20 protein-coding genes and 1 pseudogene are annotated in these 24,671 nt (G+C 67.2%); 8 read left to right on the plus strand and 13 right to left on the minus strand.

The window, feature by feature from the left end; translation table 11 throughout:
- Positions 1–121: 121 nt before the first annotated feature.
- Positions 122–994 carry a DMT family transporter gene (locus tag AASM09_RS15690; protein WP_049427688.1) on the minus strand — a complete coding sequence of 291 codons (873 nt, stop codon included), beginning with the start codon at positions 992–994 and terminating at the stop codon, positions 122–124.
- A 115-nt stretch (positions 995–1,109) separates the two neighbouring features.
- On the opposite strand from AASM09_RS15690, the gene AASM09_RS15695 reads away from it, so the two are divergent.
- Together AASM09_RS15695 and AASM09_RS15700 are read left to right on the plus strand one after the other, a co-directional pair.
- Positions 1,110–2,054 (plus strand): LysR substrate-binding domain-containing protein, encoded by a 945-nt coding sequence (locus tag AASM09_RS15695; RefSeq protein ID WP_049427690.1) that lies wholly within the window; start codon positions 1,110–1,112, stop codon positions 2,052–2,054.
- A 68-nt stretch (positions 2,055–2,122) separates the two neighbouring features.
- On the plus strand, positions 2,123–2,416 hold the full coding sequence (locus AASM09_RS15700) for a hypothetical protein (protein ID WP_005408721.1): 294 nt from the start codon (positions 2,123–2,125) through the stop codon (positions 2,414–2,416).
- 31 nt (positions 2,417–2,447) lie between these two features.
- Here the strand turns inward: AASM09_RS15700 and AASM09_RS15705 are convergent, their stop codons facing one another.
- Together AASM09_RS15705 and AASM09_RS15710 are read right to left on the minus strand one after the other, a co-directional pair.
- Positions 2,448–3,233: a DUF4349 domain-containing protein gene (locus AASM09_RS15705; protein ID WP_049427692.1), complete on the minus strand. Its 786-nt coding sequence runs from the start codon at positions 3,231–3,233 to the stop codon at positions 2,448–2,450.
- 23 nt (positions 3,234–3,256) lie between these two features.
- The gene (locus tag AASM09_RS15710) at positions 3,257–3,613 is read right to left on the minus strand and encodes a GFA family protein (RefSeq protein WP_049427693.1); all 357 of its coding nucleotides are present in this window, start codon (positions 3,611–3,613) and stop codon (positions 3,257–3,259) included.
- A 97-nt stretch (positions 3,614–3,710) separates the two neighbouring features.
- On the opposite strand from AASM09_RS15710, the gene AASM09_RS15715 reads away from it, so the two are divergent.
- Both AASM09_RS15715 and AASM09_RS15720 read left to right on the plus strand, forming a co-directional pair.
- Positions 3,711–5,519: a DUF885 domain-containing protein gene (locus AASM09_RS15715; protein ID WP_049427695.1), complete on the plus strand. Its 1,809-nt coding sequence runs from the start codon at positions 3,711–3,713 to the stop codon at positions 5,517–5,519.
- Between the two features lie 141 nt (positions 5,520–5,660).
- A pseudogene (locus AASM09_RS15720) lies at positions 5,661–6,572 on the plus strand (polysaccharide lyase); the annotation flags it as partial.
- Between the two features lie 96 nt (positions 6,573–6,668).
- On the opposite strand, the gene agp reads toward AASM09_RS15720, so the two are convergent.
- The 3 genes from agp to AASM09_RS15735 form a co-directional block, all read right to left on the minus strand.
- Positions 6,669–7,892, minus strand: coding sequence for a bifunctional glucose-1-phosphatase/inositol phosphatase (gene agp / locus AASM09_RS15725; protein ID WP_049427696.1), 1,224 nt, complete (start codon positions 7,890–7,892; stop codon positions 6,669–6,671).
- Between the two features lie 120 nt (positions 7,893–8,012).
- Complete coding sequence (gene smrA, locus AASM09_RS15730; RefSeq protein ID WP_049427698.1) at positions 8,013–9,845, minus strand: multidrug efflux ABC transporter SmrA; 1,833 nt, start codon at positions 9,843–9,845, stop codon at positions 8,013–8,015.
- 133 nt (positions 9,846–9,978) lie between these two features.
- Positions 9,979–11,541 carry a serine hydrolase gene (locus AASM09_RS15735; protein ID WP_049427699.1) on the minus strand — a complete coding sequence of 521 codons (1,563 nt, stop codon included), beginning with the start codon at positions 11,539–11,541 and terminating at the stop codon, positions 9,979–9,981.
- Between the two features lie 110 nt (positions 11,542–11,651).
- Between AASM09_RS15735 and AASM09_RS15740 the strand changes: the two genes are divergently transcribed.
- Together AASM09_RS15740 and AASM09_RS15745 are read left to right on the plus strand one after the other, a co-directional pair.
- Positions 11,652–12,095, plus strand: coding sequence for a VOC family protein (locus AASM09_RS15740; RefSeq protein ID WP_049427701.1), 444 nt, complete (start codon positions 11,652–11,654; stop codon positions 12,093–12,095).
- Positions 12,092–12,955 (plus strand): DUF72 domain-containing protein, encoded by an 864-nt coding sequence (locus tag AASM09_RS15745; protein ID WP_100443641.1) that lies wholly within the window; start codon positions 12,092–12,094, stop codon positions 12,953–12,955. The genes AASM09_RS15740 and AASM09_RS15745 overlap by 4 nt, the downstream gene beginning before the upstream one ends.
- Here the strand turns inward: AASM09_RS15745 and AASM09_RS15750 are convergent.
- On the minus strand, positions 12,876–13,490 hold the full coding sequence (locus AASM09_RS15750; RefSeq protein WP_049426646.1) for a Pr6Pr family membrane protein: 615 nt from the start codon (positions 13,488–13,490) through the stop codon (positions 12,876–12,878). The genes AASM09_RS15745 and AASM09_RS15750 overlap by 80 nt on opposite strands.
- Positions 13,491–13,569: 79 nt before the next feature.
- On the opposite strand from AASM09_RS15750, the gene AASM09_RS15755 reads away from it, so the two are divergent.
- Positions 13,570–14,517: a DMT family transporter gene (locus tag AASM09_RS15755; RefSeq protein ID WP_049426647.1), complete on the plus strand. Its 948-nt coding sequence runs from the start codon at positions 13,570–13,572 to the stop codon at positions 14,515–14,517.
- A 70-nt stretch (positions 14,518–14,587) separates the two neighbouring features.
- Here the strand turns inward: AASM09_RS15755 and AASM09_RS15760 are convergent, their stop codons facing one another.
- From AASM09_RS15760 to AASM09_RS15785, 6 genes are all read right to left on the minus strand, one after another.
- Positions 14,588–15,748 carry an AAA family ATPase gene (locus AASM09_RS15760; RefSeq protein ID WP_049426648.1) on the minus strand — a complete coding sequence of 387 codons (1,161 nt, stop codon included), beginning with the start codon at positions 15,746–15,748 and terminating at the stop codon, positions 14,588–14,590.
- Between the two features lie 122 nt (positions 15,749–15,870).
- Positions 15,871–16,935, minus strand: coding sequence for a sensor domain-containing diguanylate cyclase (locus AASM09_RS15765; protein WP_049426649.1), 1,065 nt, complete (start codon positions 16,933–16,935; stop codon positions 15,871–15,873).
- 114 nt (positions 16,936–17,049) lie between these two features.
- Positions 17,050–17,772 (minus strand): pseudouridine synthase, encoded by a 723-nt coding sequence (locus tag AASM09_RS15770; protein ID WP_012510490.1) that lies wholly within the window; start codon positions 17,770–17,772, stop codon positions 17,050–17,052.
- 34 nt (positions 17,773–17,806) lie between these two features.
- Positions 17,807–19,471, minus strand: coding sequence for a sensor domain-containing diguanylate cyclase (locus AASM09_RS15775; protein WP_049432168.1), 1,665 nt, complete (start codon positions 19,469–19,471; stop codon positions 17,807–17,809).
- A 109-nt stretch (positions 19,472–19,580) separates the two neighbouring features.
- Complete coding sequence (locus tag AASM09_RS15780) at positions 19,581–22,004, minus strand: putative bifunctional diguanylate cyclase/phosphodiesterase (protein WP_343368484.1); 2,424 nt, start codon at positions 22,002–22,004, stop codon at positions 19,581–19,583.
- A gap of 226 nt (positions 22,005–22,230) precedes the next feature.
- A complete protein-coding gene (locus tag AASM09_RS15785) occupies positions 22,231–24,177 on the minus strand; it encodes a DEAD/DEAH box helicase (protein WP_049432175.1) in 1,947 nt (648 codons plus the stop codon).
- 266 nt (positions 24,178–24,443) lie between these two features.
- On the opposite strand from AASM09_RS15785, the gene AASM09_RS15790 reads away from it, so the two are divergent.
- Positions 24,444–24,665, plus strand: coding sequence for an RNA-binding S4 domain-containing protein (locus AASM09_RS15790; RefSeq protein ID WP_010486399.1), 222 nt, complete (start codon positions 24,444–24,446; stop codon positions 24,663–24,665).
- The last annotated feature ends 6 nt before the right edge of the window (positions 24,666–24,671 follow it).

Genomic DNA, 24,671 nt, shown 5'->3' on the forward strand with positions numbered 1-24,671 from the left:
GGCGGCTTGCGACCTGGCGGCGCATTTCTTTTGGTTACTTTTCTTTTCGCGCGAAAAGAAAAGTGACGCCCATGAACAATGAAGCACCTTCAGCACGCGCCACGCGCAAAACGCCAACGCCTCAGCCCTTCTGACTCACCGCCACGCTCCCCAGAATCAACGCCCCCGCCACCAACATCTGTACCGTCACCGCCTCCCCAAGGAACAACCACGCAAACGCCGCGCCGAACAGCGGAATCAGGTAGGTCACCGTCGACGCACGCGACGGGCCGATGCGGCCAATCAGGCGATAGAACATCAGGAATGCCAGGCCGGTGCAGGCCACACCCAAGGCGATCGCTGCACCCCAGGCCTTCAGCGGAATGGCGGCCTGTGGCCAGTGCGTCACCGTCATCGGCAGCATCCACAGCGAGGCACACGACAGCGTGGCTGCCGCCGCCGCTGCCGAGGGCAGCCCGGTCATGTGGCGCTTCACCAGATTGACGCCCAGCCCGTACAGCAACGACGCCGCAGCGCCGGCGATCACTGCGGTACCAATACTCAGGCCGGAAACCTTGGCGGTGGCCAGCACCACCACGCCGGCGAAACCAACCAGCAAGGCACCGGCGCGGCGCATGCCGATCTTCTCGCCGAAGAACAGGAAGGCGATCAGCGCGGCGAACAGCACGGTCATCGCATTGCAGATCGCACCGATCGCGGCCGGCGCCTGCTCGGCGGCATAGGCAAACAGCACGAACGGCAGCGCCGAATTGATCAGGCCGATCGGTGCCAGCCATAGCCAGCGCCGCGGCGGGAACTGCGCGCGGGCGCGCCACAGGAACGGCAGCAGCACCAGCGCCCCCAGCACCAGCCGCACCTCGACCAGCGCGAACGGGCCGAACGACGGCACCGCCACCCGCATGAACAGGAACGAGCAGCCCCAGATGGCGCCCAGCAGGGTCAACTCCAGCGGTGTGCGCCAGTCGCGCTCGACCGCCTGTGGGACCGCATTCATGCTATGCCTCCGTCCATCGTCAATTCCTCGCCAAGGCAGACAGGATCGGGCGCAGACGCCCGCGGCACAAGCGCGTAGTATCGCTGCCAGCCACAAATATCGTTTGAGGCTGGACATGCAGCTACGCCCTTCCCTGCTCCCCGCACTGGCCGTCTTCGCGGTCGCCGCCCGCCACCAGAACTTCGCCCAGGCCGCGCAGGAACTGCACCTGACCGCCAGCGCAGTCAGCCACCACGTGCGGCGCCTGGAAGAGGTGCTGGAGACCCGGTTGTTCCTGCGCCACGCCCGCGGCGTGCGCCTGACCTCCGAGGGCCGGCAGCTGGCCGATGCGGCCAGCGCGGCCTTCACCGATGTCGCCGCGGTCGCCCATCATCTGCACCCGGATGCGGACAGCGTGCCGTTGCGGATCACCACGCTGCGTTCGCTATCGTACTGCTGGCTGTTGCCGCGGCTGCCCCGCTTCACCCAGGCCCATCCGCACATCCGCATCGAGCTGCACACCGGCAGCGGACTGGATCGCTATGACGACACTGGGCCGGAGGTCGGCATTCGCTACGGCCTGGGCCAGTGGCCGGGCCTGCGTGCGCAGCACCTGATGGACGACTACCTGTTCCCGGTAGCCTCACCGGCACTGGCCGGGGTCGAAACGCTGGTCGATCCGGCGCGCATCGCCGACCTACCGCTGCTGACCGACCTGTCGCCGCAGGGCTGGCGCGACTGGTTCCGCCACGCCGGCGTGCGCCCGCCGTCGCCGCTGCCGCCGATGCACACCTTCGCCGACAGCACCGACGCGATGCGTGCAGCGGTGTATGGCATGGGCGCGGTGCTGGCTCGCACCCACATCGCCCAGCCCTATCTGCAGCGCTACGAGGTGGTGCGCCTGCCCGGTCCGGCATTGAAGGCTCGCTATGCCTATCACGTGGTGCACGCAGAAGGGCAACCGCCGAGCCCGGCCGCGCGCCTGTTCATCGACTGGTTGCTGGAACAGGCGCAGGACGAGCGCACGCCGATTCCGGCATTGCCGGACAGCCTGCTCGGGCGGCCGGCGACGCAGGCCTGACTGCGCCCTCACCCGTTCTTTGCCTCGCGCTGGCTAGGCTGCTGGCGAACCCACAACGTACCTATGCCATGGCCATGCTGCGACTGCGCATCACCGGAACCGAAGACGACGCCCGCGCCATCAGCGACCTGCTGCTCGGCCTGGAGGGCATTGAACATGTCGAGGAAACCGACGACCTGATGCCGCACATGGACGACGACGATTCCAGTTCGGCCGGGCTGTCCGATGACATCGGCCCGGGCATCCACGAGCTGGAAGTGGAAGTCGGCAATGAAAGCACCGCGCAGAAGGTGCGCGATGCGGTGCAGGAACTGGCGCTGGAGCTGGATGTGTTCGTCGAGTACGAGACCGACGAGGGTTGATGCCGGCTGACGGCCGGCATCAGCCTTCATCTCAGCGGTTGGGCGGTAGCTTGCGACGGCGGCGACGCCACCATGCCCGCACACCCCAGGCCGCGATCAAGGCCAGCACCGCCACCGGCAGCAGTGCGGCCGCAGCGCGGATCAGGAACGCGATGCTGGTGCTGAGGATGCTGCCCGACTCGCTCAGCGCCTCGCCGATTTCGCTGCGGCTGCGCTGTCCCGAAGTGGTGTCGAAGTGGATCGACACCAGCTGGGTATCGATACGCCGGCGCTGCTGCGCAGCATCCTTGTTGGCCTGCTCGACACCCGCCTCGATCTCTGACAGGCGCGTGGTGATCGCCATCAGGTCTTCGATCTTCAGGTCCTTGCGGTCCTGGTAGGACAGCAGGCGGGCGTGCTCCTTTTCAAGCCGCGCTTTGGTCAATGCCGTGTCGGCCACCGCCTGCGCGAGATCCTCGGCACGCGTATTGCGGGACTGCAGCTTGCCGCCTTCACCGGCCATCGCGATCAGCGGCTCGGTGCCCTTCGGGGCGATGCGCACCTTCACTTCACCGCTGGGCTGCTCGCCGCCGTGCTGCTCGACCTGCAACACTGCACAGTCGCCGAACTTCGCGCTCTGGCAGGCCTGAGCGATCTGCTGGATGCGCGGTGCGATCTGCGCCGCCTCCAGCTGCACCTGCACGTCATGTTCGTAGGCCAGGAATGCACCTTCCGGTGAAGCGACGGCGGCTTCGGCACCGCCTCCGGCATCGGCCGCGACGTCGCCATGCTTTCCGCACGCTGCCAGCGCCAGCAACAGCACCGGCATTGCTGCCATGCGCGTCCACGCGCACACCGGCCTCACAGTGCGGCTCCGTCGTAGGAACTCACCGCCAGCGTGGCCAGATCCACTGCAGGCACGCAGCGCACGTTCACCGCCACCATCGGTGTGCCGGTGCGCGGGTCGACCGCTTCGCTGTAGGGAGCGACGCCACATTCGCGGCAGTGATGATGGTCGATGTGGGCCTTGTTGAAGTGGTAGGTGGCCACGTCGGCCGGATCGGTGGTCAGCTGGAACGCCTCGCGCGGGGCGAACCACAGCAGGCTGCCACGGCGGCGGCACATCGAGCAGTTGCAGTCGATGACGTCGCTGATCGGCGCCTCGGCCTGTACGGTGAATGCGATCCTGCCGCAATGGCAGCTTCCCTGGTATTCCATGTCCTGTGCTCCGCTGGAGGCATGGTAATCCTATGGCACGGGGACAAAGCAGCTCCGGGGCCCTATGCTCGGGGTTTGACCCCGTACAGGAACGCCGATGCGCCCGCATCTTCTTGCCCTTGCCCTGGTCGCCGCCCTGACCGGTTGCCAGCCGGCCGACGCCCCGACCAACGCTTCCACCCCGACCGCCAGCCAGCAGGCCGGTGACGCGGCGGTCGATGCGGCCTTCGCCGATCTGTCCAAGCGCGCCCTGGATACCTGGATGCAGCTGTCCCCGGTCAGCGCCACCCAGATCGGCGACCACCGCTACGACAGCGAGCTGGACGACCTCAGCGCCGCCGGCCAGCAGAAGACCGTGGCCGCCTACAAGGCGCTGCTGGGCGAGCTGGACAAGATCGAGGTGGCCAAGCTGGGCCGCGAGAACCAGGTGGACGCGGCGATCCTGCGCAACCAGCTGCAGTCGGAAATCTGGAATGCCGAAGTGCTGCAGTCCGGCAAGTGGGACCCGCAGCTGTACAACGGCATCGCCGGCAGCGCGATCTACGGCCTGATGGCGCGTGAATTCGCACCGCTGCCGGAACGCCTGAAGTCGGCCACCGCACGCATGGAGAAGCTGCCGGCGATCTTCGCCCAGGCCCGCGAGAACCTGGATCCGGCGCGCGTGCCGAAGATCCATGCCGAGACCGTGGCCAAGCAGAACAAGGGCATCCTCAGCATCGTCGATACCTTCATCACCCCGCACATCGGTGAACTGCCGCAGGCCGACCAGCAGCGCCTGCAGGCTGCCATCGACGGGCTGAAGAAGGCCGTGGACGAGCAGCAGACATGGCTGGACAAGACCCTGGTGCCGAACGCCAAGGGTGATTTCCGCATCGGTGCGGAGAAGTACGACCAGAAACTGAAGTTCGCGCTGAGCTCGTCGCTGTCGCGCCAGGAGATCGGTGAGCGTGCACGTGCCGAACTCAAGCGCGTGCGCGAAGACATGTACGGCATCGCGCAGACCGTGCTGAAGGACAAGCCGGGTGCGCCGGAGATGCCGGCCCAGCCGACCGACGAGCAGCAGCAGAAGGCGATCGAGGCCGCGCTGGAACTGGCCTACGCCGACAAGCCGGCACGCGACAAGGTGGTGGACGATGCCAAGGCCGCGCTGGAGCAGTCCACCGCCTTCGTGCGCGAGCACGACCTGGTGACCCTGCCCGACGCGCCGGTGGACATCATCCTGATGCCGGAATTCCAGCGTGGCGTGGCCGTGGCCTACTGCGATTCGCCGGGCCCGCTGGACAAGAACCTGAAGACCTTCTACGCCGTGTCGCCGATTCCGGACGACTGGAACGAGAAGCAGGTCGACTCGTTCCTGCGTGAATACAACTCGCGCATGATCCACCTGCTCAGCATCCACGAAGGCACCCCGGGCCACTACCTGGAAGGCTGGCACTCGGCCAAGTTCCCCTCCACCCTGCGTGCGGTGCTGCGTTCGGGCCTGTTCGCCGAAGGCTGGGCGGTCTACACCGAGCGCATGATGCAGGAGCAGGGTTACCTCAACAACGATCCGCTGTTCCACCTGGTGCAGCTGAAGTTCTACCTGCGCACGATCTCCAACGCGATCCTCGACCAGGGCGTGCACGTGGACAACTGGGATCGCGAAAAGGCGATGCACCTGATGACCCACGACGCGTTCCAGCAGGAAAGCGAGGCGGCCGGCAAGTGGGTGCGTGCACAGCTGACCTCGGCGCAGCTGCCGACCTACTTCGTCGGCGCGCAGGAGCACTTCGACACCCGCAAGGCGGTGCAGGAGAAGCTGGGCGACAAGTTCAACCTGAAGGCCTACCACGACCAGGTGCTGTCCTACGGCGCGCCGCCGGTGCGCTTCGCCCGCCAGCTGATGTTGGACCAGCCGATCGAGTGATCGGGGATGTAGGTTGGAATCGGAACGGCCCGGGGAGACCCGGGCCGTTTCTGCATGCGGTGGCAGGAGCCGCGCCTGCATCACGCACCGGCAACATGCACGGGCGCATCGTTCGCCGGGTTCCCCCTTCCACCGGCCTCCATGTCTCTCCCCCTGTTCCGTCTTGCACTGCTGCCCACGCTGCTGGCCAGCGCCTGTGCCTTCGCCACCTGCCCTCCACCACCGCCCGGCCAGCCCGACATCCGCGCCCTGGGCTACTACACCGACAAGGCCGGCTCGGTGATCGACCCGGCGCTTCAACAGCAGAATCATGACGCCACCGCGTCGCTGGACCGCTATGCCGCCGACGTGGCGCGCATGAGTGACGACTACCTGCGCGATGGTGATCGCGCCGCTGCGCAGTGCACGCTGGCCTGGCTCGGCGCTTGGGCGAAGGACGGCGCGATGCTCGGGCAGATGATCCGGGTCAACAACGACCAGTCGTTCTACATGCGGCAGTGGATGCTCGATGCGGTGGCCATGGCCTACCTGAAAGTGCATGACCAGGCCGACCCGCAGCAGCGCGCGCGCATCGATCCGTGGCTGCAGCAGCTGGCACGCGCCAATCTGACCTACTGGGACAACCCGAAACGGCGCCGCAACAACCACTACTACTGGGGCGGTCTGGGCGTGCTGGCCACCGGCCTAGCCACCGATGACCCGGCCCTGTGGCAGGCCGGTCATGCCGCCTTCCAGAAGGGCGTCGATGACATCCAGGACGACGGCAGCCTGCCGCTGGAAATGGCGCGCGGGCAGCGTACCCTGCACTATCACGACTACGCGCTGGCGCCGCTGGTGATGATGGCCGAGCTGGCGCGGCTGCGCGGCCAGGACTGGTACGCCAGCCGCGACCACGCCATCGATCGCCTGGCGCGACGCGTCATCGAGGGCAGCAAGGACCCGGCGTGGTTCAACCAGCAGACCGGCGTGGCACAGCTGCCGCTGCAGGCCAGCGGCTGGGTCGAGTTCTATCGACTGCGCTCGCCCGATGGCGGCCTGTTCGAAGCCGCACATGCACGCGGACCGTTCCACTCACCGCGGCTGGGTGGCGACCTTACGCTGATGGCCGCGCACGGCATCGTGCGCACGCCCCTGCGCTGGCCGCGTGCCTCAGCGCATCGCCCGCTGCAGCAGCAGCTGGAACTGCGCGCTGCTGCAGCCCTGTGCACTACAGCCCGGCAAGGACAGTGCGACGCGGCCCGGCGGCTGCACCTCGGTCAGCGGCAGCGCATCGCGCAGCTGCCCGGTGGTGGGATAGACGTAGGACACGCGGAAACGCTCCAGGCCACTGCGACGCCCACGCCAGCGCTCGAACTGCAACAGGCCTCCGATCGGCGTCTTCTCGTACTGGCCCGGCAGCGTGTAGTCAGCGATGCCCAACGCAGCCAGCACGGAGCCGATGTTGGAATCGTGACCGACCAGCAGGGTCACCTTCGGTGACGCCGGATCCTTGAACAGCGCGTCTACCCGTGCCAGCAGCGGTGCGGCCACATCACGAGCAACTTCAGGAGTACCGAACAGGATGTCCTGGTAGCGATTGCGTATCTGCGCCAGCGCCTGCCATTGCGCCTCGTTGTTCAAGCGGCCCCAGCCTTCGCGCGGAATGCCACTTCCTTGGTAGTGCTCCATCAGCAGCGCATCCACCACTCCGCTGGCCAGCGCCAGTGAACCCGAAGCGCGAGGCTCGTTGCCCGGCTCCGCACTGAAGGTGGTATCGGCCAGCGTCAGATGGCAGTCGCCGCGGCCGGTACACGCCGCCGACTCCGGGTAGCGGGTGACCGCCTCCACCACCGCCAGTGCCGGCGCCAGGTCCACGTCGGTCAGCGCTTGCTGCATTGCCGACAGCGCGCGCTCGCGGAAGACCGTGTCTCTGTTGTGGATCACCGGATTGAACAAGGGATCCATCGTGCCCAGCGGCATGCGCTGCTCGATCGCAACGTGGCAGCCCGGGAAGGCACCGGCAACGAAGAACTGTGCGGTGGCCTGGGTACGCTGCAAGCTGTTGGCATGGGCGCGGAAGTCAGCCGGCTGCGGGCAACCCGAGGCCCGCAACAGCTGAGCCTGGCGCAGCCACTGGCCGATGTAACGGCCCATGTATGCCTCCAGCACGCCGCCCTTGGTGGTCAGCTCGCCCGGTGCCACCTCCCAGCGCGGCCAGGTCTCGGGTGTCGCGTTGGCGAGCGCGCCGGAGGCCACCACCGGCGCGCGCAGGTTGTGGCGGCTGAGCAGGATGACCTGCTCAAGCTGCTCGTCTGCGGCGGGTGCGGCCATCGCGGTCGCTGTGCTCATGCCCAGCGCGAGCGCCAGCAACAGGGAGCGTAGGGGGAGGATCATGCAGGTCTCCAGAAGCACGCTGGGGTCAGAGCCCATTCCTTCGGAAAGGGATCCGACCCCAAGGGATACAGGACCGGGGTCGGATCCCTCTCGCAGAGAAGGCTCTGACCCCCGCAGCGGTCATTGATCGGCGGCCACGAAACCACCGGTCTGCCGCGCCCACAACCGCGCGTACAGTCCACCAGCCGCAATCAGTTCCGCATGGGTGCCGGTCTCGACGATGCGGCCCTCGTCCATCACTACCAGCCGGTCCATGCGCGCGATGGTCGACAGCCGGTGCGCGATCGCGATCACCGTCTTGCCACCCATCAGTTCGTCCAGGCTGTCCTGGATGGCCGCTTCCACTTCCGAATCCAGCGCCGAGGTCGCTTCGTCCAGCACCAGGATCGGTGCGTCCTTCAGCAGTACGCGGGCAATGGCGATGCGCTGGCGCTGGCCACCGGACAGCTTCACGCCGCGCTCGCCGACATGCGCGTCGTAGCCGCGACGGCCCTGCCCATCCACAAGTGTGTCGATGAAGCTGGCCGCTCGCGCCTTGGCCACGGCTGCGTGCAGTTGCTCGTCGGTCGCATCCGGACGGCCGTACAGCAGGTTGTCGCGGATCGAGCGATGCAGCAGCGAGGTGTCCTGGGTGACCACGCCAATCTGCTGGCGCAGGCTTTCCTGCGTAACGTAGGCAATGTCCTGGTCGTCGATCAGGATGCGGCCGCTTTCCAGGTCGTACAGCCGCAGCAGCACGTTGACCAGGGTCGACTTGCCGGCACCGGACGGACCGACCAGGCCGATCTTCTCGCCTGGCTTCACCACCAGGTCCAGGCCGGCGATCACGCCACCCTTCTTGCCGTAGTGGAAGTGGATGTCCTGGAAGTGCACGCCGCCCCGGGTCACCTGCAGCGGCACCGCATCGTCGCGGTCCTGCACGGTCAGCGGCTGGGCGATGGTGGTGATGCCATCCTGCACCGTGCCGATGTCCTCGAAGATGCCGTTGATGGTCCACATGATCCAGCCGGACATGTTGTGGATGCGGATCACCAGGCCGGTGGCCAGGGTGATCGCGCCGACGGTGATGTGGCCACCGTTCCACAGCCACAGCGCCAGACCGCAGGTACCGGCGATCAGGAAGCCGTTGACGATGGCGATGGTCAGGTCCATGCCGGTGGTGATGCGGGTCTGTGCGCGGTGCTTGACCGCCAGCTCCTGGATCGACTCTGCCACGTAGGCCTGCTCGCGCCCGCCATGGGCAAACAGCTTCAGCGTGGGGATGTTGGTGTAGCCATCGACGATGCGGCCCATGGCCTTGGAACGCGCCTCCGACGCGATCCACGCCCGTTCCTTCGCGCGCGGCACGAAGTAGAACAGGATCACCGCATAGGCCAGCAGCCACAGGATCAGCGGCACCATCAGCCGCCAGTCGGCCTGCGCGAACAGGTACAGCGCGGTGCCGGTATAGACCACGATGTACCAGAGCGAATCGACCATCTGCACCGCCGACTCGCGCAGCGAGGTACCGGTCTGCATCACCCGGTTGGCGACGCTGCCAGCAAAGTCGTTCTGGAAGAAGCTCAGGCTCTGCCGCACCACGTAGTTGTGCATCAGCCAGCGCGAGCGGTTGCTCAGGCCGGGCACGATGGCCTGGTTGACCAGCAGGTTGTGCAGGCCGACCAGGATCGGCCGCGCGATGACCGTGATGAACAGCATCCAGCCCAGTTCATTGGCGTGGCGCTTGAAGAAGTCGGCGCCCGGCTGCTCGGCGACCATGTCGACGATGCGGCCCAGGTAATCAAACATCGCCACTTCCACCAGCGCCAGCAGCAGGCCGGCGATGAGCGTGGCCAGCAGCACCGGCCACACCGGGCGCAGGTAGTGCAGGTAGAACGGCAGCACCTTGCGTGGTGGCATGCGCCCGTCCACGGGCGGGAACACCGGAATCAGGGATTCAAACCAACGGAACATTGCATTCCCTCGCCTCTTGCAAGCGGCGGAGTATCCCACGCCGGATGTGTACGCCAGCCGATGATCACCGCTCCGCCCCTGGTAGTCGCCCACCTTGGTGGGCGCCGTACCGCATGCCGACCAAGGTCGGCATCTACCGTTCAGTCGGGGTGAACAACAGGTCCTGGAAATCGAAGCTGAAATCGGTCAGGTCGGAAATCGGCTGCATGCGCACCTCGCGCACCTTGCCATCCGGATCCAGGCTGAAGTTCACGAATGCATCGGCGTTGAGCGAGCGGTCGTCCCAGCGGACGATGAAGGTGTCGTGCTGCCAGTGTTCCAGTCGCCCGCTCAGCTGCGCGGTCTTCGCAAAGCGCAGGCGCAGGCCCTTGCCCTCGCTGCTGACCTGCATGTCACCGTACCAGCGGTCACGGAAGGTGCCGGTGTAGCCGGCCAGCGCCAGCGACGGCCGGCTGCCCTTGTCGCGTGCACTCTGGTGCTTGGCCCAGGCCTCGTCGGCCTTTTCCTGGCCCTTGGCCACGGCCTTGGCATAGGCATCCACCCAGTCGTGCTTTTCACCGCCCAGGTAGGCATCGAGCACGCTCAGGGTGATCGCGTTGAACGCTGCACCCACTTCCTGGTTGGTCAGTACCACCACGCCCAGCTTCTCGCCCGGCACCAGGGTCAGTCGCGAGACCATGCCCGGCCAGCCACCGGTGTGCCAGACCAGCTTCTGCCCGCGGTAGTCGCTCAGGCTCCAGCCTTCGCCATAGCCGGCGAAATTGGCCCGCGCCGGTGCCAGCTCCGGCACGCTCGGCGCCGGGATCGACTGCGGCGTGATCATCCGCCACATCTGCTGCTGGCTCTTTTCGGTGAACAGTGGCGTGCCATCGGCCAGTTTGCCTTCGGCCAGCTGCACCTGCATCCAGCGCGCCATGTCATGCGCGCTGGAATAGATGCCACCGGCGCCGGCGTTGTTCGACCAGGTCAGCGGCGCAACGGTGCGCAGGTCCTTGAAATCGTACTTGGCGTGGCCGACGGCGGCCTTGTCACCGGGCTTCAGGTGATCGGCGTTGTAGCGGGTGCCGGTCATGCCGACCTTGTCGAAGATGCGCGCCTGCAGGAACTGCTGGTAGCTCATGCCGGAAACATGCTCGATCACCTGCTGGGCGACCGCGTACAGGATGTTGTCGTAGGCATAGCTTTCGCGGAAACCGCCCTTCAGCGGCACCCTGCCCAGTCGCTCCACCACTTCGGCGTTGCTGTAGGAGGTGGCCGGCCAGAACAGCAGGTCACCGGCGCCCAGGCTCAGCCCGCTGCGATGCGACAGCAGGTCGCGGATCGTCATCTGGCCGGTCACGAACGGATCGGACATGCGGAACGACGGCAGGTGGTCGATCACCTTGTCGTCCATCTTCAGCTTGCCGTCCTCGGCCAGCAGGTTCAGCGAGGTTGCGGTGAACGCCTTGGTATTGGAAGCGATGGCAAACAGGGTGTCGGCCTGCACCGGTTCCGGCCTGCCCTGTTCACGCACGCCCCAGCCGCGCTCGAGCACCACCTGGCCGTCCTTGACCACGGCCACGGCGATGCCGGGCACGTCGAACTGCGCGCGTACGCGCTCGACGGTCGCATCCAGGTCCTGCAGCTGCGCCGGGGTGGCCGCGCTTGCCATGGTCGTGCATGCCAGCAGCACGGCTCCTCCAATCCAGGGTTTCATCCAGCACGATCTCCGAACAGGGGTGGCGGCCATGTGCAGGCCGTCATCAGGGGTTCGCGCGATGGTAACGGTCATCGGCGCAGGCTGCCCTGTGCCATAGGAGGGGTGTCATGGACGGAAACGGCCAACCGAGCAATGGATCCACCATCATTCCTTGCCTGCGCTACCGCGATGCGCAGGCGGCGATCGACTGGCTGCAGCGCGCCTTCGGCTTCCATGCCCAGGCGGTGTATGCCGACGGCGATACCGTGTTCCACGCCCAGCTGACCTTCGGCAACGGCATGATCATGCTGGGCTCGGCCAACAAGGAAAGCGCCTGGAGCCAGCATGCCGCGATGCCGGACGAAGTGGGCGGCCGCCAGACCCAGAGTGCCTGCGTGATCGTCACCGATGCCGACGCGCACTACGCCCGGGCCAAGGCCGCAGGCGCCCGCATCGTCATCGACATCGCCGACCAGGACTACGGCGGCCGTGGCTATGCCTGCGCCGATCCGGAAGGCTACCTGTGGTGGTTCGGCAGCTACGATCCGTGGCGCGCGGACCACGGCCAGTGACCGCCGGAGCGATCCGCTGCGGCATCGGCGGCTGGGTGTTTCCGGAATGGCGCGGCGGCGTGTTCTATCCGCCGGGCCTGCCGCAGCGCGAGGAACTTGCCCATGCCAGCCGCGCCCTGCGCTGCATCGAGATCAATGGCACCTTCTATCGCACGCCGACTGCCGCCCAGTGCGCTCAGTGGGCCGCGCAGACACCGGAAGGCTTCCGTTTCTCGATGAAGGCGCCACGCTACCTGGTGCAGCGCCGCGACCTGTCCAGCACCGTGGAGGCTGCCACGCCGTTCCTGCAGGCGGCACTCGCGCTCGGTGACCGGCTCGGTCCATTGCTGTGGCAGTTCGATCCGCGCCATCCAGCCGACGCCGATGCATTGGACGCACTGATGGCGCAGCTGCCGAAGCAGCTGGAAGGGGTTCCGCTGCAACACGCGCTGGAGGTGCGCAACGCTGAGGTACATGGCCCGGCGCTGGTCGCCGCCGCGCGCCACCACGGCGTGGCACTGGTGATCGAGGACAGCGACGAGGCGCCGCTGCATGGCGATGCCAGTGCCGGCTTTGTCTACGCGCGGATCAAGCGCAGCCAGGTGCGCTTGAACGAGGGCCTGCCGGGGTCCGTGCAGCAGCGCTGGGCGGAACGTGCGCTGCGCTGGTCACGCGGCGAGCCGGTGGCTGACCTGCCCTGCCTGGCCGGCCCTGCCGCGGAAGCCCCGCGTGAGGTCTACCTGCTGTGCATCGGCGCGGGCAAGGCCCGCAATCCGGCGGCGGCGATGGCCTTGCAGCGCCTCATCGACGGCGCCAGCGGTCCAACCCCCACAGCAGGGTCCACCCCACCACGAACACGCTCGCAACGCGCAGCACGTTGAGCAGGAACGCTGCCAGCCCCAGGCGTTGCAGTTCGAGGAACGGATACGGCGCCTGCCCTGTCACTTCGGCGACCAGCATCGCCCAGCCCAGGTACACCAGCGGTACCAGCAGCCCCCCGCCCAGTGCGCGCCAGCGGAGCGCCCCATGCGGCAGCAGCCACCACCACCCCAGCAGGTACAGCGCCGGCACAGCGTAGTGCAGGCCGGCATCAACCCACCATTGCAGCCCGGAGGGCTGCCACAGCCCCTGCAACGCCAGGACGTAGATGCACGCGGTCACCCCGATGCACAACGCGATCACCGCGGCGACAGTCGTGTTCAGCACACCCGCACGGATCAGCCTGACGCATCCCAGGCACACCGCCAGGTTGCTGAGAATCGTGAAGTAACCAACGAAGCGCAGCGTCGCCATGCCGACCCCGGCAGCCGCCCCGGGGCCGCGCAGCAGCAACAGGAATTGCAGCAGCAACGAGGTGGCGGCCATCAGTGCAGTCAGCGCTGCCCATGCACGCAGGGCGGAACGGTTGGCAGCCATTGCTGGGTTCCCCAGGGGAGTTTCCGCGAGCATGCCACAGGCATCGCCGGCGGCCGCGCGATTGCCGCACAATAGGCGGATGAGCACATCCGACACCCGCAAAGCGCTGTGGCAGATCCATTTCTGTGTCCTGCTGTGGGGCGTCACTGCCATCCTCGGCAAGCTGATCACCCTGCCCGCACTGCCGCTGGTGTGGTGGCGCATGTTGCTGGTGACGGCGATGCTGGCCCTGCTGCCGCGGGTCTGGCGCGGGTTGCGCACCCTGCCCCTGCGGCTGGTGGCGGGCTACGCCGGCATCGGCGCGCTGGTCGCCCTGCACTGGCTGACGTTCTACGGCGCGGTGAAGCTGGCCAATGCCTCGGTGGCTGCCACCTGCATCGCGCTGGCGCCGGTGTTCACGTCGATCATCGAACCGTGGGTGGCCAAGCGGCCATTCCAGCTGCGTGAGCTGGCGTTCGGCCTGGCGGTGCTGCCGGGTGTCGCGCTGGTGGTCGGTGGCGTGCCCGATGGCATGCGCCTGGGTGTCTTGATCGGCGCGATCTCGGCGCTGCTGGTGGCGGTGTTCGGCTCGCTCAACAAGCGCATGGTCAGTCATGCGGATCCGCTCACGGTCACCGCGCTGGAGCTGGGTGCCGGCACCCTCACCCTGACGCTGCTGGCGCCGCTGATGCCCTACCTGCTGCCAGCGCTGGCCAGCCCACTGTGGGTGGTCCCGAATCTGCACGACGGCATCCTGCTGCTGGTGCTGGCCGGGTTCTGCACGCTGCTGCCGTTTGCCCTGGCACTGGTCGCGTTGCGCCACCTGAGCGCCTATACGGTGCAGCTGGTGACCAACCTGGAACCGGTCTATGCGGTGCTGCTGGCGGTGGTGCTGCTGCGCGAGCAGCACGAGGTCACCCCGTGGTTCTACCTGGGCGTGGCGATCATCGTCGGCGCCGTGTTCCTGCATCCGCTGCTGAACCGCCGCAAGCCGGTGCAGCATCCGGAAATCCTTGGCACTGCCGAGGCGCGCAACATCGCCGATTGAGTGCATCCACGCATGGCGTGGATCTACTGAACGCAGCAACGCAGCGACGAGCGGCGTGCGGATCAATCGGTCAGCGCTGCGGCCAGTGCCATGCAGGGGCATCCAGCAGGCCCTGCACGCTCAGCAGCGTGCGGCCCTGCTCCTTGTACAGATGCAGCGAATGGCACCCCGGCGCCTGTTCCAGCGCCGCGATCAGGCGGCTGGCGTGCGACACCACCCATACCTGGCTGCGCGCACTGGCCGCGATGATCAGCCGCGCCAGCGCCGGCAGGAGGTCCGGGTGCAGGCTGGTCTCCGGCTCATTGAGCACCAGCAGCGGCGGCGGGCGTGGCGTGTGCAGCGCCGCCGCCAGCAGCAGGAAGCGCAGCGTGCCGTCGGAGAGTTCGGCCATCGACAATGGCCGCAGCAACCCGGGTTGGTGGAAGCGCAGCGCCAAGCGTCCATCCAGCTCCTCAAAGCCCACCGTGGCGTCCGGGAACGCATCGTCGACGCTGCGTGCCAACGCAAGGGGGTCACCGATCTCGAGGATGGTCACCCAGGCCGCCGCCAGATCCCGGCCATCGTGATGCAACACCGGCGTGCGCGTGGCCATCGCCGGCTGCCGCGCCGGGGCATCGGCATCGCTGCGGAAATGGTCGTAGAAGCGCCAGCAACGGATGTACTCGCGCAAGGTGATCGTTTCCGGCATGCGTTGCGGATCGCCGACCTGGGTGAACAGGCTGTCGAACAGTGACAACCGGTCATCGACCAGATCCCAGCCGCGCGCATGGCGCCGCCGCACCACCGCCCCACGTCGGTCGACCAGCAGGTTGGCGCTGCGCAGGAACGGCCCGGCCCAGATCGCCTCCGCCTTGATCTGCGGATCCAGCGCAAACGCCGAGCGACTGGGCGGCGGATAACCGAGATCGATGGCATAGCCGAATTCGTCGGTGGTGAAGCCCAGCTTCAATCCCACCGATTCCTGGCGTGGGCCGCCCTGCAAGGGGATTTCGCCGGCAGCAACCCGACGGTCTATTTTTTCCGGGCCCGCCCACAGCGCCGAACCCAGCCCACCTTCGCGGGCCAGCACGGCCGCGACGCCGCCCTGTGCGGTCTCCGCCAGCAGGCGCAGCGCGCGGTACAGGCTGGACTTGCCACTGCCATTGTCGCCGGTCACCACATTCAACTGCTGCAGCGGCAGCACCAGCCCATGCAGCGAGCGATAGTGGGCGATGGCCAGGGTCTGCAGCATGGTCGGCGTCCGTGGGAACAGGAGCGGCATTTTCGTTGGGCGCAATCGCACAGGCCGCGACACGGCGTGATCCAATCGGCAAAAGCATCCACGCATGGCGTGGATCTACGGCATGCAGGGCTTCAGCCTGCCAGTTCCACCCGGTTGCGGCCATTGCCCTTGGCCCGGTATAGCGCCTTGTCGGCACGTGCCAGCGTGTCATCCACGCTCTCACCGGGCTGGTGCTGGGCGATGCCGATGCTGATCGTCACCGGGAACCCCAATGGCAGGTCAGCCACGGCCAGGCGCAGGAACTCGCACTGCAGTTCGGCAGTGCGCAGGTCGGTTGCCGGCATCACCGCCACGAACTCCTCGCCGCCATAGCGCGCGGCCATGCCGCGGCCGGCGAAGTGCGAGCGCAGCAGTGCGCCCAGCTCGGCCAGCACGCGGTCGCCGGTGGCGTGGCCCTGGAAGTCGTTGATGTGCTTGAAGTGGTCGATGTCCAGCAGCGCCACGCAGGCCACACTGGGTGGATTGCCGGCCACCGCCTCTTCCAGTGCGGCCGCCATCGCACGACGGTTGGGCAGGCCGGTCAAGGCGTCGGTGCGGCTCTGTTCGGTCAGGTCGGCGTTCTGGGCCAGCAGCACGTCCTGGTATTCCGACAGCAGGCGCTCGTAATCGTCGCGCTCCAGCATGTGCTTCTGGATGTCCAGCGCGAAGCGGCGCAGTTCCATCACCAGCATCACCTGCCGCGACAGTGCGGCCAGCGCTTCGGCCTTGTCGCTGGCCAGGTGCTGCGGATGCGCGTCGAACACGCATAGCGTGCCCAGCGGCAGGCCATCGGAACTGATCAGCGGCGCACCGGCATAGAAGCGGATGTGCGGATCGCCGGTCACCACCGGATTGTCGTGGAAGCGGATGTCCTGCAGCGCGTCCTCGACCACCATGATTTCCTGCGGCTGCAGGATGGCGTGGCCGCACATCGATTCGCTGCGCAGGTTCTCCGCCGCATCGATGCCCTGGATCGACTTGAACCATTGCCGTTCGACATCGATCAGGGTCACCGCCGCCATCGAGGTGCCGCAGACCGCCTTGGCGATCACCACCAGGTCGTCGAAGGATTTTTCGCGCTCCGAATCCAGGATGCGGTAGCGGTACAGCGCCTCAAGCCGAAGGGCTTCATTGGCAGGCTTGTCGGGCTTGATCATGCAGCGTCACGTTCCGGCAGGTCACCGCGAAGTCTAGCTTATGCAGAGCCGGGCCCATGCCCGGCTGCATCCGGCAAATGGCGGCCGAGCATGGCTCGGCCCTACAGGCGTGGTTTACCAGTCCAGCTGCTTCGGCAGCAGGCCCTGCAGCTCCTGCTCGGTCAGGTTGCGCCACTGGCCCGGCTTCAGCGCGCCGATCTTGATGTTGTCGATGCGCACACGGCGCAGCTGGGTCACGCGATAGCCGAACTCAGCGGCCATCAGTCGGATCTGCCGGTTCAGGCCCTGCTGCAGGGTGATGCGGAAACCGAACTTGGCGATGCGCGAGGTCTTGCACGGCAGGGTCATCTGGTCGTGGATGCGCACGCCGCGGGCCATGCCGCGCAGGAACTCATCGGTCACCGGCTTGTTCACCGCCACCAGGTATTCCTTCTGGTGGCCGTTCTCGGCGCGCAGGATCTGGTTGACGATGTCGCCGTTGCTGGTCATCAGGATCAGGCCTTCGGACTCCTTGTCCAGGCGGCCGATCGGGAAGATGCGTTGTTCGTGGCCGACGAAGTCGACGATGTTGCCCTTGACCGATGTTTCGGTGGTGCAGGTGACGCCGACCGGCTTGTTCAGCGCGATGTAGACGTGGCGGCGGGTGCCGGGCTTGCGGGCGACGCGGGCGCGCAGCGGCTGGCCGTCGACCAGCACCTGGTCTTCTTCCCCCACCACCGCACCGGTGCCGGCCGGGTGGCCGTTGACGGTGACGCGGCGGGCGGCGATCAGGCGATCGGCCTCGCGGCGGGAGCAGAAGCCGGTGTCGGCGATGTGTTTGTTGAGTCGGGTGGTCATCGCCCTATTATCCGGCATCGCCGCCCGCTGCGCCTCATGCCGGGCCGGGCGGATCGAGCTCTTCACCGTCGAATACACGGTTGCGGCCGGCGCGCTTGGCCACGTACATGGCATGGTCGGCCCGCCGCAGCAGTGCCGCCAGGTCATCCTCGCCCGGCCGCCACTGTGCCAGGCCGATGCTGGCGGTCACCTCCAGCCCCGCTACCTGCAGCGCTTGGCCAGCCTCGGTGATGCGCTGGCGAAGGCGGTCCAGCCGCGCCGATGCCGCCTCACGCGGCATGCCCGGCATCAGCAGCAGGAACTCCTCGCCGCCCATCCGCACCACTTCGTCCTGGCTGCGCACCGCCGTACGCAGGGCCCGCGCAACGGCCACCAGCACCTGGTCGCCAACCGCGTGGCCATGACGGTCGTTGATATCCTTGAACAGGTCGATGTCGAGGAAGCCGATCACCAACGGCCCGCCCTCGCGGTTGACACGCTCCAGATGCCGCGCCAGCTGCTGCAGGCCGGCACGACGGTTGGGCAGGCCGGTCAGGCCATCGGTCTCGGCCAGCTGGCGCAGCTCGTCACGCTGCTGGCGCAAGCGGCCAAGCCGCTGGTTCAGGGCATAGGCCGCCATCATCAGCAGCCAGGTCACCGCCAGCTGCAACGCTTCCACCCGGTATTCCAGCAGCCACTCCGCACCACAGGCATCGGCGATGATCAGCACCAGCATCGGTGCAAGTGCAGCCAGGCCCGCCTGCGCCCAACGGTCTCCGCGCCAGCGCGCCCATATGCCGACCAGCAGTGCCAGGCCACACCCGGACAGATAGGACACCTGCAGGCCCTGTGCGACCCAGGCCAGATGCTCCCAGCGCAGCCACGGCACCAGCCCGGCCAGCGCCATCAGGGTCCACAACACCAGCAGCTGCGCCGGGCGTGATCGAGGCAGCACGCGGTCGCCTCCGTTCAGCCGCCACAGCGCTGGCAGCACCAGCGCCTGCGAGGCCGCGGTCAACGACAGCAGCCACTTCGCGCCCTGCTCCCCCACCGGCAACCAGGGTTCCGGGTAGCCACTGAGCCCACCGAGGACGGCCTGCCACAACACCAGCACGGTGGTGCAGGCGATATAGACCAGGAAGCTGCGGTCGCGCGTGGTCAGGAACGCCATCAGCGCCGACAGCGCCAGCGCGATCGCCACCGCGATGCAGGCGGCACGTACCAGCAGGCGCGCGGTATCGTTCTGCTGCACCGGGCTGGGCGCGCCCAGCCGCAGGGTCGGTACCCAGCGTGTTTTCAGCGGCGTCTGCCAGGAAACCAGGAAGGGCTCGTGGCTGCCGGCCGGTGGTACGGCCACCATGCCGATACCAGCACGGAAACGCGAATCGCGGGTACGTGCATCATGCATGTCGCCGCAGATTTCGCGTTCGCCATGCTGGACGCGCACTTCACCGGCAAAGACGTTGAACACATCCAGTGCCTGCGGTTCCCCCGACCAGCCAGCGGGCGGTGCGGGCACCTCGGCCTGCTGGCGGGCGCCGGACAGCATCTGCGGCGTGCACGCACGGTGCGGCGTCGGCTCGTCGGTCGCGCCGCCGACCAGAAGATAATCACGGCCCGACACGGCCTCTGCAGCCTGAAGCGGCCACGGCAACGCCAACCACACCATCAGGACGGCCAGCACCGCTCCTGTTCCATACCGCCACTGCCTGCCGCCCACGCCACGTCCTGTTCCTGCTTACGTCCGCGCCCACTGCGCGTCGCCCCTGGCGCGCATTATCGCAGCCGGGCACGCCGCGCATGTGTAGACCAAAGTCGGCGCCCGCGGTTCAGCCAGCGCTGGGCGGCCCCTTCACGGCCACCAGCCGGAACGGCCTCAGGTCCGCGAGGGTCATCCGCTCCAGCGGCTGCGGGCGCTCGATCGCGTAGCCCTGCAGGCCCTGTACGCCAAGCCGGGTCAGCGCACCGGCGACCTCGGCAGTCTCCACCCACTCCGCCACCACTTCCATCTGCAGCTCGCGCCCGAGCTCGCTGATCGCACGCACCGTGGCGTGGCTGACCGGGTCAGTATCCATGTCCCGCACGAAGGCGCCGTCGATCTTCAGGATGTCCGCCGGCAACTGGCGCAGGTAGCCGAAAGAAGACAGGCCGGAGCCGAAGTCGTCCAGTGCCATCCGGCAGCCCCGCGCCTTGACCGCATCGATGAACGCACGGGCCTGGCTGAGGTTGCTGATCGCTGCGGTCTCGGTGATCTCGAAACACAGCTTGGAAGCCAGCGCACGGTTGCGTTCAAGCAGGTCGCAGACGAAGGCAAGGAAACCCGGTTCGGCAATCGACTGGGCAGATACATTGACGTTGCACAGCCCCAACTGGCGGACATGCGCCGGGCAGACCTGCAGGTGGCGGAACAGCAGTCCGAGCACATGCCGGTCCAGCGCTACCGCCATGCCATAGCGCTCCACCGCGGGCATGAACTGTCCGGGCAGGTGCAGGCTGCCGTCGGTGCCCCGCATGCGCACCAGCACTTCGTAGTGCAGGTAGGACGGATCGCCAACCCGGGCGATGCGCTGCGCATACAGCAGCATCCGGTTCTCGGCCATCGCCAGGCTGACACCCTGCAGGCGCTCGGCCTCCTGCCGCCGCTCCTCCAGTGCCATGCGGTTCTCGTTGAAGCAGTGCACGCGGTTGCGGCCGGCCTGCTTGGCGGCATAGCAGGCACTGTCGGCAGCGCTCATCAGCCAGTTCACATCGGGTGCGTCGGCGCTGACTTCGACCACGCCGATGCTGCAGCTCAGCTGCGGACTGCCTTCACTGATGGGGAAGGTCGCCTGCCCCAGATTGCGGATCACCCGCTGCAGCACCCGCTTGGCTTCGTCCTGGCTGGCATGGGCAAGGAACACCGCGAACTCATCGGCGCCAAGTTGCCCGACCCAGTCGCCATCACGCACCGCAGCCACCAGGTAGTCGGCAAAGCTGCGCAGCATCTGGTCGCCGGCGGCGTGGCCGAAACTGTCGTTGACCAGCTTGAAGTGGTCAAGATTGATGTAGCACAGCGCATGCGTTCCACCATCGCTGCGCACCTGCAGCAGCGCGCGTTCCAGCAGGCGTTCGATCTCGCGACGGTTGATCAGGCCGGTCAACGGATCATGGCTGGCGTGGTGCTCGATCTCGCGTGCAAGTGCATGGTTCTGGCTGACATCCTCGATGATCGCGAACACCGACAGGCCACCGCCGGCACTGCGCACCCCGGTACCGCTCCAGCGCCCCCAGACCAGGCTGCCGTCACGGCGGCAGAAGCGCAGTTCGCTCGGCCGCAGCTGGCGGTCCCAGTCGATGCGGCCAACGCCGTCGATGACCAGCTCGCCTTCCATCAGCAGATCGCCGAGCGACATCTGCAGCAGCACCTCACGCCGGTAATCGAGGATATCGGCCATCGCCTGGTTGGCTTCGACCACCCTGCCCTCGGTGTCAAGCTTGAGCATGCCGACGTTGGCCTGGTAGAACGCCGCGCGGAAGCGGCTCTCGTGTTCGGTCAGGTCCTTGCCTACCCGGCGCGCGAGGGCCACCGCCATCAGGCTGATCGCCAGCACCGACAGTCCTCCCACCACCAGCGTCGCGATGCGCACCAGGGTGGCCATGCGCAGCAATGCCTGCGAGAACGCCTGCGCCTGCACCTGCAGGCGACGGTCGAGATCACGCAGCTGTTGAAGGTAGCGGTCACGCGCAGCGACCGGCAGCACGCCTTGGCCATGCCGCTGCTGCAGCTCATCCACCAGCCGCTGCACGGCCATCAGGTCGCCATCGGTCTGCCGCCACAGGGCGGTCGCTTCACGGAATGCACCGATGTCGCGTGCATACCGGAACGAGAACACCAGTCGTGGAATATCGGCGGGCGCGTTGCCGCCCCGCAGGAATCCCTGCCGGGCCTTGGCCTCGTCCGGCTCGGCCTGCTCCAGTGCCAGCCGCGCCTGCAGATCCCCCATGGGCACCTGCAGGGCCCGGCGCGCATCGTCCAGGTCCTGGGCATCACCACGCGCCAGGTAGCGGCTGAGTGCGGCGGTCGCATCCTGCTGCCCCCGCGACCAGTACCCCTGGCCGGCAATCCAGGCGGTGGAAGCCGCCTGCAGTTCCTGGATCAAGGCGGACAGTGCGACCAGTCCAATCGCCATGCCCGTCAACAACGCAAACCGCAGTCCCAGGCCACGGGTCATCGGCACCCGCCGGCTCTGTTGGTCAGTGCCACTCCTACCCATCCCGGATCCCCCCGAATGTGATGCGGTGACAACCTCCTTTGGAACCGGCTCAGCCTAGGACCGGGAATGTGTTGGCCATGCGAAAAGGGGACGGAGGGGATTAACTCGTTTTCGGCATAAGCGCCCCGGCCAGCCATTCACGACTTAATCCCCTCCGTCCCCTTTTCCAGCCCCATAACGCACAACGCCAGCCCGAAGGCTGGCGTTGTCATGGCTGCGTTACGGCTCAGTAGCTGCGCGGACCGCGCGGCTTGAAGCCGTCACGACGCGGCGGGCGGCTGTCGCGGTCACCGCCGCGGTCGCCGCCGTGGCCACCCGGACCACCCGGACCACCACGACGCGGGCCACCCGGGCCGCCCGGACCACGCTTGTCGAAGCGCGGCTTGAACGGACGCGGGGCCGGGTTGGTGTCTTCACCCGGGGCCAGCGCACGCATCTGCAGCTGCTGGCCGGACACCCACACCTTCTGCAGGTGCGACAGCACGTCCGGCGGCATCTGCGCCGGCAGGTCCAGCAGCGAGAAGTCGTCGTGGATGTCGATGCGGCCGATGAAACGGCTTTCCAGGCCGGCTTCGTTGGCGATGGCGCCGACGATGTTGGCCGGCTTCACGCCATGCTGGTGGCCCACCGAAATGCGGTAGGTCTCCATGCCCTGCTCCGGTGCACCACGCGGCGGAACCTCGCGGCGCGGACGCTGCTCGAAACCACCTTCGGCGTCGTCACGGCGCGGGCCGCGCTCGAAACGCGGGCCACGCTCGTTGCGGTCGAAGCGATCGCCGCGTTCCGGGCGGTCGCCACGGTCGAAGCGCTCGCGCGGCGCGCGCTCTTCACGCGGGGCACGCACCGGCGGCTGCAGCAGGAACGGGGTATCGCCCTGCAGCATCTTCGCCAGCGCGGCGGCCACTTCGATGGCCGGCACGTTCTGCTCGTTCTCGAAGCGCTCCAGCAGCTGGCGGTAGAAGTCCAGGCCACCGGCACCCAGGGTTTCGGTGATGCGCGAGGTGAACTTGTTGATGCGGGTGTCGTTGACCGCTTCCACGCTCGGCAACTGCATCTCTTCGATCGGCTGGCGGGTGGCGCGCTCGATCTGGCGCAGCATCCCCTTCTCGCGCGGGGTGGCGAACAGGATCGCCTCACCGCTGCGGCCGGCACGGCCGGTACGGCCGATGCGGTGCACGTAGCTTTCGGTGTCGTACGGGATGTCGTAGTTCAGCACGTGGCTGATGCGCTCCACGTCCAGGCCGCGCGCGGCCACGTCGGTGGCGACCAGGATGTCCAGCTTGCCTTCCTTCAGCATGGCGATGGTGCGCTCACGCTGGGCCTGCTGCATGTCACCGTTGATGGCGGCAGCGGCCAGGCCACGGGCCTGCAGCTTGCTGGCCAGCTCTTCGGTGCCGGCCTTGGTACGCGCGAAGATGATCATCGCGTCGAACGGCTCCACTTCCAGGATGCGGGTCAGCGCATCCAGCTTGTGCATGCCGCTCACCCACCAGTAACGCTGGCGGATGTTGGCCGAGGTGGTGGTCTTGGCCGCGATGGTCACTTCCACCGGGTCCTGCAGGTAGGTCTGCGCGATGCGGCGGATCTGCGGCGGCATGGTGGCCGAGAACAGGGCCACCTGGCGCTGCTCCGGCAGCTTCTTCAGCACGGCTTCGACGTCGTCGATGAAGCCCATGCGCAGCATTTCATCGGCTTCGTCCAGCACCAGGGTTTTCAGCTCGGACAGGTCCAGGGTGCTGCGGTCCAGGTGGTCGATCACGCGGCCGGGGGTACCGACCACGATGTGCACACCACGGCGCAGGGCCGACAGCTGCTGGCCGTACGGCTGGCCGCCGTACACCGGCAGCACGCGGAAGCCCGGAATCTTCGACGAATAGGACTGGAACGCCTCGGCAACCTGGATGGCCAGTTCGCGCGTCGGCGCCAGGATCAGGGCCTGCGGCTTGATCTGCTGCAGGTCGATGTTGGACAGTACCGGCAGTGCGAACGCTGCGGTCTTGCCGGTGCCGGTCTGGGCCTGGCCCAGCACGTCGCGGCCTTCCAGCATCGCCGGGATGGTGGCAGCCTGGATCGGCGACGGGGTTTCATAGCCAATGGCGGTGACCGCCTGCATCACGGGCTCGGACAGGCCGAGCTGCGCAAACTGCAGCGGCGCTTGGGAATCTTGGGACATGGGGAACTCCGAAGGCACTGCCGTCTTCCTGGCAGTGCGACAAAAAGGTGATGGTCCGCGCTTTGGGCGCCCTTCTTATCGCGTGCCCTGGCGCTGCTCGGTCGGAGGAGATTTCACTCGCTCAGAGTGGAATGATACCGCATTGATGCTGAACGAGGCGTACAGCTTGCCGTGCGCGTGCCGTCATGCCCCGCGCTGGCGCACAATACGCGCCCTCGTCCCCGGCCCGGCCGCTGGCTCGCGCCCCTTCCCAGGAAACCCGTTCCATGCAGATTCTCGAATTCGACCTCGACGGTGACTACGTCGAACTCAAGCAGCTGCTGAAGCTGGCCGACCTGGTCACCAGTGGCGGCGAAGCCAAGATGGTCATCGGTGACGGCCAGGTACGGGTCGATGGCGAAGTTGAACTGCGCAAGGCCTGCAAGATCCGCGCAGGCCAGGTGGTGGAATTCGCCGACAGCCAGATCCGGGTGCTGGCCGCCGGCTGATCTGAA

It is taken from the genome of Stenotrophomonas maltophilia, assembly GCF_039555535.1.
Classification (GTDB): domain Bacteria; phylum Pseudomonadota; class Gammaproteobacteria; order Xanthomonadales; family Xanthomonadaceae; genus Stenotrophomonas; species Stenotrophomonas maltophilia_Q.